General features: G+C 49.5%; 12 protein-coding genes and 2 pseudogenes. 12 read left to right on the top strand and 2 right to left on the bottom strand.

Annotated features, from left to right (window positions below; genetic code table 11):
- The 8 genes and pseudogenes from L693_RS30555 to L693_RS0110505 form a co-directional block, all read left to right on the top strand.
- Nucleotides 1-130: pseudogene (locus L693_RS30555) on the top strand (GntR family transcriptional regulator); the annotation flags it as partial.
- 147 nt (nucleotides 131-277) lie between these two features.
- Entirely contained in the window at nucleotides 278-880 is a 603-nt protein-coding gene (locus tag L693_RS0110535; RefSeq protein WP_025717220.1) for a hypothetical protein, read from the top strand.
- Between the two features lie 295 nt (nucleotides 881-1,175).
- The gene (locus L693_RS0110530) at nucleotides 1,176-2,699 is read left to right on the top strand and encodes a M23 family metallopeptidase (RefSeq protein ID WP_025717219.1); all 1,524 of its coding nucleotides are present in this window, start codon (nucleotides 1,176-1,178) and stop codon (nucleotides 2,697-2,699) included.
- A gap of 235 nt (nucleotides 2,700-2,934) precedes the next feature.
- On the top strand, nucleotides 2,935-3,666 hold the full coding sequence (gene yycF / locus L693_RS0110525) for a response regulator YycF (protein WP_025717218.1): 732 nt from the start codon (nucleotides 2,935-2,937) through the stop codon (nucleotides 3,664-3,666).
- Nucleotides 3,663-5,492, top strand: a complete 1,830-nt coding sequence (gene walK, locus L693_RS0110520; RefSeq protein WP_025717217.1) for a cell wall metabolism sensor histidine kinase WalK — start codon at nucleotides 3,663-3,665, stop codon at nucleotides 5,490-5,492. The genes yycF and walK overlap by 4 nt, the downstream gene beginning before the upstream one ends.
- Complete coding sequence (locus tag L693_RS0110515) at nucleotides 5,489-6,829, top strand: YycH family regulatory protein (RefSeq protein ID WP_025717216.1); 1,341 nt, start codon at nucleotides 5,489-5,491, stop codon at nucleotides 6,827-6,829. Before walK ends, L693_RS0110515 begins: the two co-directional genes overlap by 4 nt.
- Nucleotides 6,830-6,847: 18 nt before the next feature.
- Complete coding sequence (yycI, locus tag L693_RS0110510) at nucleotides 6,848-7,612, top strand: two-component system regulatory protein YycI (RefSeq protein WP_025717215.1); 765 nt, start codon at nucleotides 6,848-6,850, stop codon at nucleotides 7,610-7,612.
- Between the two features lie 6 nt (nucleotides 7,613-7,618).
- Nucleotides 7,619-8,425 (top strand): MBL fold metallo-hydrolase, encoded by an 807-nt coding sequence (locus L693_RS0110505; RefSeq protein ID WP_025717214.1) that lies wholly within the window; start codon nucleotides 7,619-7,621, stop codon nucleotides 8,423-8,425.
- Here L693_RS0110505 and L693_RS0110500 read toward each other — a convergent pair.
- A complete protein-coding gene (locus L693_RS0110500) occupies nucleotides 8,394-8,600 on the bottom strand; it encodes a hypothetical protein (RefSeq protein WP_007433188.1) in 207 nt (68 codons plus the stop codon). The two genes, L693_RS0110505 and L693_RS0110500, sit on opposite strands and share 32 nt — an antisense overlap.
- A gap of 503 nt (nucleotides 8,601-9,103) precedes the next feature.
- Between L693_RS0110500 and L693_RS0110495 the strand changes: the two genes are divergently transcribed.
- Entirely contained in the window at nucleotides 9,104-10,339 is a 1,236-nt protein-coding gene (locus L693_RS0110495) for a S1C family serine protease (protein WP_025717213.1), read from the top strand.
- A 93-nt stretch (nucleotides 10,340-10,432) separates the two neighbouring features.
- On the opposite strand, the pseudogene L693_RS29150 reads toward L693_RS0110495, so the two are convergent.
- Nucleotides 10,433-10,714, bottom strand: a pseudogene (locus L693_RS29150) (cellulase family glycosylhydrolase); the annotation flags it as partial.
- Nucleotides 10,715-11,214: 500 nt separating this feature from the next.
- On the opposite strand from L693_RS29150, the gene L693_RS29145 reads away from it, so the two are divergent.
- From L693_RS29145 to L693_RS0110475, 3 genes are all read left to right on the top strand, one after another.
- Entirely contained in the window at nucleotides 11,215-11,382 is a 168-nt protein-coding gene (locus L693_RS29145) for a CxxH/CxxC protein (protein ID WP_007433184.1), read from the top strand.
- A gap of 123 nt (nucleotides 11,383-11,505) precedes the next feature.
- On the top strand, nucleotides 11,506-12,447 hold the full coding sequence (locus L693_RS0110480) for a helix-turn-helix domain-containing protein (protein ID WP_049825124.1): 942 nt from the start codon (nucleotides 11,506-11,508) through the stop codon (nucleotides 12,445-12,447).
- A gap of 28 nt (nucleotides 12,448-12,475) precedes the next feature.
- Nucleotides 12,476-12,964 (top strand): DinB family protein, encoded by a 489-nt coding sequence (locus L693_RS0110475; protein ID WP_025717211.1) that lies wholly within the window; start codon nucleotides 12,476-12,478, stop codon nucleotides 12,962-12,964.
- Nucleotides 12,965-13,053: the final 89 nt, after the last annotated feature.

The raw sequence follows: 13,053 nt of genomic DNA, 5'->3' as shown, positions 1-13,053 counted from the left end.
CCCCCAGCCACAGGCTACGGTGTTGCTGCTCAAGCAGCTTCATTACGATGAGCTGAACCGGCAGGTGCTGTATTCACTGGATTATGTCCGCAATGACATTTTCCGCTTCTGGGTACGCCGTACTCGCTGATCCACTGCCAGATCACATCTACTATTCAATTGTGCTAGTTTTACATATTCCAAGGGTTAAAAATCGTCATATCTCGTCAATACTGATTGATATGCACTTCATGATGATGTACACATGGCAAGCTGCGTATGAAGGAGGTAACGGGATATGAGATGGCTTGGATGGCTGCTCAAAAAAGGAATAACGGTGGTGCTGGTCAGCGCTTTGACGCTGGCTGTGACAGGTGTGGTTGTGAATGCCTATGTTCAATCGCTGCTGCGGCAATTCAACATTCAGCTCGATCATCAGCCGATATGGGGATTGGGCTGGCTGAATGGGAGCACAGGCGCAGATAAAAGCGCGGATACAGGAAAAAGTACAGATACAGGGAAAAGCAAGGCAACAGGCGGGAACTCGGATCGTGTAACCCCACCAGATAATGCTCTGCCCGTCATGGGCCAGGGATTGGACGAAGGTGCAGGCGGTACGGGTGCGGCTACACCCGAGACAGGTCAGTCGACCAGTATTGAAGGCCATGACTTGGTGATTACGCCCGATCATTTAACGGAGAAGAAGAACAATTTGCCTGCGGCGCAGAAGCAGGAGATTTTTGCGATTTTGATGAATAAGCTGCCGCCAGAAGAAATGCAGAAAATATCAGCTGCGATGGAAGGCGGTCTGACCGAACAGGAGCTTCAGGATATTCAGCAGGTGCTTGCGAAGTATCTAACGAAAGAAGAGTACAACAAGCTGATGAGTATGCTTAAATAATAACTGATTTTATGAGCAAAGCTATTGTTCAAAATAGGACGATGGAATCCGCGCCGGGCGCGGATTTTTTGCGTGTCAGGAAAGATTTGGGGTACAGTTGAATTCTTTGTAAAGGCTATGTTAAAGTAAACTGTGTTGTGAAAAGGTTAAATTTTTGAAACCTTTTACATAACTATGCAATGATAAATAGCGACTATTATCATAGATCATCATGCAAAATGGCTATTTTTATAGTGTAAAAGGACAATAACGAACGCATTTAATAGAGATAGGATATGCTGAAAAGGAGAGGACCATGCAGGTTTCTAAGGGGAAGTATTCACCAGACCACAAGAATGAGAATTCAAGCGTTGAAGGTAATTCTACTGGCAAAGCGGGAACAATAGCTACATGGTGGAACGGACGGAAAAAGTGGTTGAGCTGGACGGCAGGCGGTGTAGTGATTGCAGGCAGTCTTATTTTTGCTGGCAATCAATATGTCGGGGCCAACACGGTGCCTTATTATAAAGTGTATGTAAAGGGCGTCGAAGTGGGGAATATCCTGAATGAGCAACAGCTCAAGCAGCTGTATGCTGCAAAGAGCAAGCAGTATAAGGCCAAGTATCCGGGCGTGGATATGGTGCTTAATACGAGTGCGGTAACAACAACCACTGAAAAGGCGTATAAAGCGAATATTGATAGCTCAGCCACGCTGAAGAAGCTGGACGGTATGCTGACAGCGTATGCCAAAGGGGTTGAAGTGAAGGTCAACGGAAAGACGATTGGCATTGTGAAGGATAAAGCGACTGCACAGGCGGCGTTAAAGCAAGTACAGAAGAAATACACACCTGCGGGTGAGGGTAAGGCTACAGGTATTAAGGGATTGGTTCGCAAGACGTCGGTGGGCAGCAGTCATGCTAGTGCCAGTACCAAAACGCCTAAAGCGTGGCTGGAGTCTGCGAATATCCGTGAGAAAATTGCATATGAGCCTGTGAAGGCAGACCCTAACAAGGTGCTGACGGAGGCAGAAGCGGTGAAGGTGCTGACCGAGGGACGCGAGGAGCCTGTAACGTATACGGTGCAGGAGGGCGATTCGTTGTCGTCCATTGCTGCGAAATTCAATATGACTGCTTGGGAAATTAAGCAGAACAATCCGGGTCTGCGCGAGCTGTATCTGCAAATCGGGGACGAGCTCAAGCTCACTGCACCCAAGGCCCCAGTCACGGTACGGACGGTAGAGAAGGTTGTCGAGCAGATTGCCATCGAGCCTGAGGTTGAGATTCGCCAGAGCGATGAATTGAAGGCCGGGGTTACCAAAGTCGTCAGACCGGGACAAGCAGGTCTTAAAGAGATGGACTATCGTTTGACCAAGGAGAAAGGTGAGGTCGTGCAAGAGGAATGGCTTGGTCAAAAAGTGTTGCAGCCGTCTGTTACCGAGGTGGTTCTAAGAGGAACGAAGATCGAGGGAGAAGGCTCGGGTCAATTTGCCTGGCCGACGGCGGGTGCAATCATGACGAGCAGCTTCGGAGGACGCTGGGGACGTATGCATGAAGGCGTTGATTTGGTCGGCAATCATACGATTCAAGCCTCGGATGATGGTGTGGTCACATTTGCAGGCCAACAGAATGGATACGGTAATGTCATTATCATTGACCATCGCAACGGCTACCAAACGGTATACGGGCATTTGAGCAGTATTGGTGTTCGTGTGGGACAGGTCGTACAGCAGGGTGAAGCGATTGGCATCATGGGAAGCACCGGACGTTCAACAGGCACACATGTTCACTTTGAGATTCGCAAAAATAATACCGCACAAAATCCAATGACGTATTTAAGATAGATGAATTGTTGATAACGATGGGTTATTGAGGATTCATGAAGATTAAGGGGAAAGGCCATGTTTTTCTGCAGGACTAAGGTCAGGTGCAGGCATGGTTTTTTTCTGCATAAAGAAAAGGATGCGAAGAAGTAATGGAATGGCGTGCGGGTATGATAGAATAGAATCAGCATCTTATGGAACTAACAAACGAAGTTCAATATATAAATTACGATCGGTGAGAAGAGGTGAACGCTGTATGCAGGGGACGATTCTGGTCGTGGATGATGAACAGCCTATCGCTGATATTTTGAAATTTAATTTGGAAAAAGAGGGCTACCAGGTGATTTGCGCGTTCGATGGAATCAGCGCGGTGGATATTGCGGTCAAGCAGCAGCCTGATCTGATTCTGCTGGACCTGATGCTGCCGGGCATGGACGGTATGGACGTATGCCGCGAGGTGCGCGGCCATCAGCTCCAGACGCCGATTATTATGCTGACCGCCAAAGATGGCGAAATCGACAAGGTGCTTGGGCTGGAGCTGGGCGCCGACGATTATGTGACGAAGCCGTTCAGTACACGGGAATTACTGGCACGCGTCAAGGCACAGATGCGCAGACAACAGCGCGGTGCGACAAGCACGCCGGAAGGTCGTTCACAGGAGGATAAGCAGGGGTTGCGCGTGGGAGACCTCTTCTTTGATACAGATATGTATACAGCTTACAAAAACGGGACGGCGCTTGATCTGACGCACCGAGAGTATGAGCTTTTGCACTACATGGCGAAAAATGCCGGAAAAGTCATGACCCGCGAGCATTTGTTGCAGGCGGTGTGGGGGTTCGAATACTACGGCGATGTACGAACGGTCGATGTGACGATTCGCAGACTGCGTGAGAAAATCGAGGAGAATCCGAGTAAACCGGAGACTATCCTGACACGCCGTGGACTCGGATATATTGTTAGCGGGAGCAAAGGTGGCCTGCGGGCATGAGATGGCTGTCTTTCTTTCGCACCATTCATGCCAAGCTGATTATTATTTATGTGCTGCTTATTTTGGTGGCGATGCAGCTGATCGGGGTCTATTTTGTCAGCTCCATGAAGAACTCACTGACGAGTAATTTTACACAGGATTTGCAGGCACGGGCGGAAATGCTGTCCGTGCTGGCAGAGCAGGATCTGAACGGCAGTGACGGTAAAATGGAAGAAGACAGTGTGGAAAGTCTGCGCGCACGGGTGAACAATCTGTTCGATTTCAGCGGTGCGGAAATTCAGGTGCTGGATGCCAGTGGCAAGGTATTGATTACCTCTCAAGGCTCACACGCCGATTATGTCGGACGTAAAAATACACAGACCGTTGTCAGCCGCGCACTCCAAGGGATTCGCGATAACGAAGAATACATGGTGGACGAGGATAACGTCCGTAAAAAGGTCGTCGCCAAGCCTGTCATCAGCCAGGGTAAAATCGTTGGCGCGGTGTACATCGCCGCTTCGATGACCGAGCTGTACGATACGATGAAGCGCATTAACAATGTGTTTCTATCCGGTATGCTGATTGCGCTGGCGTTGACGGCTGTGCTGGGCGTGGTGCTGGCGCATACCATTACACACCCGATCAAGGTGATGACTCGCCATGCGACAGAGGTCGCAGAGGGCAAGTTTGACCAGCAGATGCCAGTGTTTGGTGAGGATGAGATCGGCAGACTCAGCGTGGCCTTTAACTATATGACAGGCCGCTTACGCGAGGCGCTGTCCCAAAATGAGGAGGAGAAGGAGAAGCTCTCCTCCATCTTGACCAATATGAGCGACGGTGTCGTCGCTACAGATGACCATGGCCGGGTCATTCTAGTGAACCGTCGGGCCAGCGCTATGCTGGGCGTGAACGAGAACGAAATGACCGGCAGGCATATCGCGGTGCTGCTGGGGATCGACCCGGAGGAAACCGAGGCCTTGTATAGCGGCTCTACGGCCTCCACGCTGCTGCAACTGGAGCCAGCAGGTCAGGATGATCCGATCGTGATCCGCGTGACATTCACGCCGATTCATCGACGGGAATTTGGCATTACGGGAACGATTGCCGTGCTACAGGACGTGACGGAGCAGGAGGAAATGGAGACGACACGGCGGGAATTCGTAGCGAATGTATCCCATGAGCTGCGTACCCCGCTGACGACGATCCGTAGCTATGCGGAAGCACTGGATGACGGTGCAATGAGTGAGCCGCAGCTTGCGGAGCGCTTCGTGGGCGTAATTCGCAACGAGACGGAGCGTATGATCCGGCTGGTTACGGATTTGCTGCATCTGTCGCGGCTTGATTCCAATGAGGCGCCTTTGCGGATGCAGCCCGCGGATGTGATGGAGATGCTGGACGAAGTGGCAGATCGTTTTTCTTTTCAAATGAAGCAAAAGCACATTCGCTCAGGAATGTTCGTAGAACAGGGGATTGGCAAGGTCGTGATCGACCGGGATCAAATTGAGCAGGTATTGGACAATCTGATGTCTAATGCGTTGAAATATACGCCGGAGGGCGGAAGTATTCGGATTGAAGCACGCCGCAACAGTGAGGGGATGCTGTCGATTTCGGTACAGGATACCGGAATTGGGATTCCGAAAAAGGATCTGGACCGTATCTTTGAACGGTTCTATCGTGTAGACAAGGCGAGATCGCGCAATATGGGCGGTACGGGATTAGGGCTGTCGATTGCCCGGGAAATTGTAAAGGCCCATGGAGGCCAGATTTTCCTCGAGTCGGAATATGGTCAAGGGACCTGCACGACCTTTACGCTCCCGATGTCGGGTGAAGGGAGGGAAGCACAGTGAAGGAACGTTTGAAGTCAGGGGTGCTTGCTTTTCTGGTAGCTTCCAGTCTGATACAGACTTACTTTTTGATCTACCGCCTTCCGGGCAGTGATTCTGTACTCACTTCAGAAACAAACTATGTGAAGACCGAAAGCATGGGGCAGGAGAAAAAGATTGAAAACCTCGTGTTTCCCGATAAAATGCTAATTCACCAAGGGAACAAAAAACATACTGTTTTTTATCCGGGTGTTGCTTTTTACGACTTGATTTATACGCGGCTGGAAAGCCGGAGCTTTAACAATTTCCAGCGTCGGAGTATCCATTCGGCAGACTGGGCGCGAATCCGCAGTGAGAATGAGGGCATTGAATTGTCTTTTTCAGGCGGCGTCCCCGTGTCATTACTGGAGAGGGTCATGCGTCTGACGCCGGATTCGGTGTTTCAGGGAGAGACGATTAACCGCATCTGGATCTATATCGACGAAAAGAATGCCAAGCCGCATGCTCTCTTTTTCAGTGCGAGAGGCGATGTAGTGTATGAAGCGAACCAGTTCGATATGACGGTGGAGGATGTAAGGCAGCATGTGAATTTTGGCAAAAATGCCCCGTTGTACGAGCTGGTGGATAATCAGTACTACATTCCCGTAGAGGATCTGGAGACAGTACAGCCCGTAGTGTATGCCGGGTTGTTTACGACAGAGCAGATGCAGCGAAATTTGTTTTTTGATCCGGGGATTACACGCAATATTCAGGAGAAGGACGGCTCCCAAATTTATACCGATAGCAAGCGGAGTCTGCAAATCAAGCAGGATCAGCGATGGATGAGCTATACCGATCCCAGCGCTCCAGGGGCGAGCGGAAGCAGCCCGATTAGGGATGTGTTGGCCGCCGTTGATTTTGTAAATCAACATGGCGGCTGGGATGCTTCCTATCAACTGAAAATGAGAGGCAGCGATGAAAATCGTACAAGTGTGCTGTTTCAGCAGTATTACGGGGCTTATCCCGTGCTGGATACACCATCATTCCGCTTTGGTACGATTTCGCTGCAAATCCAGCAGGAAACGGCCTCTGTCTATGATCGCTCGCTGTTGTATCTCAAGGGTGGGGAGCAGTCCTCGAAGAAGGTCATGCTTCCAGGCGGCGAGGTCTTGAAGAAGCAATTGAAGACAGTAGGCAAAGGAAAAACCATTAGAGATCTAACTCCTGTATATCAGCCGGAGCTAACCAATGATGGGTTGGAGCTTGTCCCCGAGTGGCGTGTTACGCTGGGCGATGGCTCTATCGCAGAGATTCTTGCTGTTCCGGTAACGACAGCATTGAATCCACTACAAGCGCAGCCATCTCAGGAGACAAAGCGGTGACAGGAAGGGGGAACGGGAATGGATTGGAGTCGCGCCAAAAACGTACTGATCTGTACATTTTTGCTGCTCAATGTGGTTCTGGGGCGCCAGTTGTGGAATGATGCACAGGAAACGGCAGGGCCGAATTTGGATTTTACTTCATTGGATGAAAATACGCAGCGTTTAATGGAAGAAAAGAGCATTCAGGTGCTGGCTCCGATTCCAGGAGATACCCCGCAGCTGCCCAAGCTTTCCTACACGTATGTTCATAGTGGGGAAAAGGGTGATCGCGTGCAGTTGGTTAAGCCGGTGGACAGCAAGCTTGTATTCACCCATGATGCGCTGGCTGAGGCATTGGAGCCGCAAATCAAGGATATCGACAATTACCAGTATGATCCACTGGATGTTCAGGAGGAGCCGGTATCTGGACAAGCGGACGCTTTTGTGCTGCATCCATTGGTACAGGACAAATGGCCGCTGTTTAATGTGAAGCTGGCTCTGTTTTACAGCAACCAGAAGATTACAGGATATCGTAAAATCCAGGTGATTCTCCAGCCCTCGGACGAGGCGAAGAAGATGCTGCCTGCATCCAAGGCGCTGGCACGCTTGATCGACAGCTATTTGCCGCGTGACACGATTGTGAAGGATATTCGGCTCGGTTACTACGGACAGACCTTTAACTCAGATAGCCAGGTGGCCGCCCCCGTGTGGCGGTTTATGCTGGATAATGGGAAAGGCGTCTATTATGTGCAGATGAACGGAGATGTCATTAGTCCAAAGACAGAACATACAGAAGGGTCTTGAACAGATATGGGGATTTCATTTACCGTGCTGTCGAGCGGTTCGACCGGCAACGCTACCGTTGTTCGGAACGAAGACACGACATTACTCATCGACGCAGGTCTCAGCGCGAAGCGTATTGATGAATTGCTGAAAGAGCGCGATCTGAGCGGAGAAGAGTTGGATGGTATTTTGGTCACGCATGAGCATTCCGATCATGTTAAAGGACTAGGCGCCATGGCGCGTAAATATAATTTACCTGTGTATGCCAATGAGAAGACGTGGTTTGCCATCAGCAATGCTGTCGGGCAAATTCCGGACGATAATCGCAGAATATTAGAGACAGGCGCGACGCGTGAATTTGAATCATTGCGCGTGGAGTCTTTTGGCATATCTCATGATGCAGCTGAGCCCGTAGGGTACAGCTTTTACGATGGGGCAGAGAAGCTTAGTGTAGCGACCGACCTCGGCTATGTCAGCGATAAGGTGAAGCAGGCGATATCAGACGCTGACGTATTAGTGCTGGAGGCTAATCATGATGTGGAGATGCTCCGTATGGGGCGTTATCCGTGGAACATCAAGCGCCGTATTCTCAGCGATATCGGTCACTTGTCCAATGAGATGGCGGGTGCGATTCTTAGCGAGCTGCTGACAGGGCGGACAAAGCGAACGTATTTGGCGCATTTGAGCCGCGATCACAATATGATGGAGCTTGCGAAGCTGACCGTACGCGGAGCGATGGAAGACCGCGGCTGCTTTTACAAGGACAGTGAGTTCCGATTGTGTGATACGTATTATGATCGTCCTACACCTTGGGATAAGGTAAGTGAGTCATAAAGCTGTCCAGCTCGGCAGCTTTGCGTTCTACCTCTTCACGGGTCACAACGCCTTTATCCACCAGTAGTTCAATCAATGTACTTAGCGCCAGTGTGTTGCGGTAATGCTCGTCTTTTAAATCCGCAAGCTTGGCAGCCATACGAACTTCATCCATAGCTGAACGATGTGAATTCATCATATATTCCTCCTGAAAAATATTTTGAAAATGGCGTGTCATAAGCTTGGTTCTGCCTGTGGTTTTACTGGGTGCTGTGATACAATAAAGCTAACAACAGATAGCTTTCTGAAGGAAGGCTCTCATCCAAAAGTATAGGCTGCTTTAAGCGGACGGGAACAGGCCAGAACGTCTCTATGAGACGATCATTTTGTAATAGAATAGAAGACTTGTTACTATTGTAGTCCATTGGTTTGGAAATCATTCCTCCTTTTTCCTCTATTCGGAGTCAGATTCGGCGTGTATGCTAATTTATGTGATCCGGTTGCTTAGGTAGACGCCGTTTGTGGTGATAGATAAGTAGGCCGGAACGATAGGTTGCTGGATTCCGATGATGGGGGATATTCAACCCACTTGAGATGTTCAACGGAGCAGGTTCTCTGTAGCATAGGTTGGCGCAAGCCCGAATAGCCCTAATTTTTTAGTGAGTGTCGGTGCATGACAACGAAGGGGAGAGGATTAGTATGGGCTTGTTCGAAGACGATTTTTATTCAACAAAGGTATCTACACGTGCGGCGAAAAAAACGGCATTCAAGGCACGCCGTGGAGGAAGGGGGCGTTGGCCGTATCGGAAACGCGGAGTAAGTCCGATGCAGGCTGCTGTCATTAGCGGGGCAGTCAGTGCAGTGGTTGCTGTGCTGCTGTTCAGCTTTATTACAGGCTTGCCCTCCGCTACAGCGGTAACCGGAGCAAGCCATTATTCCTTGCGGCAAGCAGCGGGTGATCCGTATGACCGGATTGTGCAGGCGGCAGCCAAGGTGCGCCCGGCTGTTGTCAGCATCGTGAACCTGAAAGGGGGAGATGGCAGCAGCACGGAGCAATCGGCGCTTGGATCGGGTGTTATTTTCCGGGTGAGCTCCGGCAAAGCCTTCATTATGACGAACAACCATGTCATCGAAGGCTCAGACGATCTGGATATTGTAACAGTGGATGGTGTTAGAAAAGAGGCAAAGCTGATTGGAAAGGATCGCATTAGCGATATTGCCGTCCTGGCGGTTGATGATAAAGGTATTAACACGGTAGCCGATATCGGCGACTCCAGCAAACTTCGTCTAGGCGAGACCGTAATTGCTATTGGCAATCCGCTCGGCTTGGGGGATACGCTTACCTCTGGCATTGTGAGCTATACAAATCGGATCATTCCCATTTCCATTAATCAGGATGGGGTATACGACTGGGAGCAGCATGTCATCCAGACCGATGCGGCGATTAATGAGGGGAATAGCGGCGGTGCGCTGGTCGATCTGGACGGACGTGTGATTGGCATCAATACGATGAAAATCGCCGATACCGGCGTTGAAGGACTGGGGTTCGCCATTCCCGCCAATGAGGTCATGAAAACGGTGAATGAGCTGGTTGAGGACGGCAAAATTACCCGCCCTTATCTGGGAGTCTACACGGTCGATCTCAATAATGAGTACGCACCACTGGACGAAACACAGCGCAAGGAACTCAAGCTGCCCGATAGCGTGAAGGACGGGGCAGTGATTCTGGAAGCCCACGGTCCTGCCAAAGAGGCAGGCTTGAAGCTGAACGATGTCATCACCGCCTTTGATGGTGAGCCGATCAACTCTACACTTGATCTGCGCCGCTATTTATATGATACCAAGAAGATTGGCGACGAGCTGGAAGTTACCTTTTACCGGGCAGGCAAGGAAGAAACGGTAACGTTAAAATTAACGGATAAGCCGGAAGGCTAGGGTCTAACTTATAGGCATAACTATAAAAAAGGCGTTCCCCGACTCATTTTTCCGGGGACGCCTTTTCAGTTTGTCGGTCGGTTGCATTTTAGCTTAAGATGCCGTTCCCGTCACACGCGTTCCGCTTTTGGTGATCTTGTAGGTCACCACATCGCCGCTCCAGAAATGGAATTTCAGCGTGACTTCACCATCCTTCACGCTGTTAAAAAATTCAGGCAGCAGCTTGATGTCATTGCTATCATAGGCAGGCGCAAAGGTATTGCCAAACTCCTAATAGGGTGTCCAGTCCTGCGGACCGGCATTGCCCCCATTGGTATACACAGCTTCCATTGTAGCAAGCTGGCTACCCCGGAAGTCGGTTGGAATGGTAAAGGCATGGTTGTGCTTGCTCGTCAGATTCGGCAGCAGCGGCAAGTGATCCGAACGTAGATAACAATAGGGTGATGGCAAGCGTCAACGACAGCAATGAAACGGGTCTTCGTTTTAGCATAACAGGCAGGCCCCTTTACAAAGTTATTTTTGAAAGCGATTTCCATCGATATGATACCATACTATTCCATTATAGAATACCTATATAATTAATGGAAAAATCATGTCATAATTAGATGTTTTAATATTGTAAGCGTTGTTATTGAAAAAATGTAGGAATGAATGTAGAATCTATGGCCCTACGCGGAAGGTAAAGTAGTGCTGGAGCGATATCCTCATTTCCACGAAGACCTGAATGTCAGCAATTCCTTTATTTTTACTACCAAACGTCTGGGTTAAGTTAGCAGGCCCTTTCCTTTCCGCGTCAAGTGTGGTAGAACAAGAGAAGGCGGTAAAACAGACACCTACAACAGGAAGAGCTTCATACGGAAAGGGATGCAACTGGAATGTACGTGGTATGTAAAGAGCATGTGGAACTGGCAATTGATATGTTCGTTGATGAATACGAGGATGCACCGGATGTCGTCGATCTCAAAGAAACGAAATTTTCGGATTGGGACCCTCCGGTGAAGTGCAAGGAATGTGAGAACAAAGCAGAGTTTTTGGTCGTCTAAAAAACAAGCACGGGCGTTTCGGGCAGAAACGTCCTTTTTGTATATCAGAATTTATTGCAAAAATACCTCATACATAGAGCTATATTTATTCTCACCACGTACTGAGACAGGAGTGAACGATGGATGGACCCTTTGCTGCATTCGCTGTTTCGTCCGCTTCAGGTCAATGGAAGTGACTCTTCCTCATATTATATCGAAAAAAAGCCGTCTGCTGCGCTGAGAGCTTACGTAGCTTGCTATTGGGAGTCTGGTCCAGTTACTGGAGAAGCTTTTGAAAGGGATGTTACAGTATCAGGTAGAGACGCAGCTTCATTAAGCTGGCTGGAGAAAGAAGAGGCAGTGGATCGGGTATTACCTGACGGTTGTACGGATATTCTATTAGAATACGACCTGGTGAGTAAGCGTCAGGATATCTCGTACTGCGGGACGTTTACGCATCCGTTCGTGTCTACCAGACAAGCAGGGTCCGAGACACGTATTTTTGCGGTGCGATTTTTTCCGGGTGGTGCACACTATTTTCACGGCATGCCGACTCACTTGTTTACAGGCGGTAATTATCGCTTGGAAGATATATGGCCCGAGAATATCGAGATCATAAGTGAACGTATTTTTGAGGCACGAGACTTTAATGAACGGGTGCGCGTAATGGATGAGTATCTCATCCAGCTTCTACTGCGTCGTAGGACGAACGATTGTGACCTGATGAAAAATCTGCTGCATCGGATTTTTGTAAGCAGTGGGGGTATGAGTGTGAAGGAGCTTGCAGAGCGCGAAGCGATCAGTGAAAGACAGCTCAACCGCAAATTTGGACAATGGATCGGTATCAGCCCCAAAAAGTTCAGTGAGGTCGTCCGCTTCCAGAGCGTTCTGCACAGTATACAAAGCGGTGGCTCTCTGGATTGGATGGAGCTGGCATTGAAGCACAACTTTTTCGATCAAGCGCATCTGATCCGTGATTTTCGCAGGTTTTATGGCGATTCTCCGCTTACTGCGGCAAAGGATTTTCGGAGATTGTCCGATTTTTACAATACACGCCCTGAGGCTTCCGCTATACTCAAAGCATGAAGAAGAATGGCAAAGGAGAGATGAGAATATGAGTGGAACGCTGCAAGTTCGTGATCATCTGCTGAATGAGCTGGAGACCGGAGTACGGACGGGGGAGGCACTGATCCGTAAAATACGTCCAGAGGATTGGAGCTTTCGGCCGCAGGACAATTTCCGCTCGCTGCTGGAGTTAGTGCACCATTTTGTGCTCATTCTTGCTTCCGATCTGGCGATTATGCAGGAAAAGTCTGAGGCAGAAGTGGGAAGCATTGAAAACAGCCTGTCCGGGGTGGAAGATCCCGAGCGCTTGGCTGTGACTTTCAGAGAGAACTTCGAGGCCTACAAGGCTTACATTCTTTCGCTTAGTGAAGACGATTATCTGAATCGTTCGACAAAGGCCTTTTATATGGAGCATGGGCATCTACAGGTTCAATGGCAGATCGAGACCGTGACGCATGTGTTCCATCACCGTTCGCAGATTTATAATTATTTGAAGCAATTGGGGCATGAAGTTAGCTTTTTAATGTTGTACGCTTGAGTATGAGATAGCTGAGGAAACTTGGAACGTATGAGTTAGAGCACCTAAAGGTGCTCTCAGGCTGTCGAGAAAGTCTCGACAGCCTATTT

This window comes from Paenibacillus sp. 1-18 (assembly GCF_000520755.1).
Taxonomy (GTDB): domain Bacteria; phylum Bacillota; class Bacilli; order Paenibacillales; family Paenibacillaceae; genus Paenibacillus; species Paenibacillus brasilensis.
The sequence above is the reverse complement of the archived record's forward strand: the minus strand, read 5'-3'. Positions and strand labels throughout refer to the sequence as shown.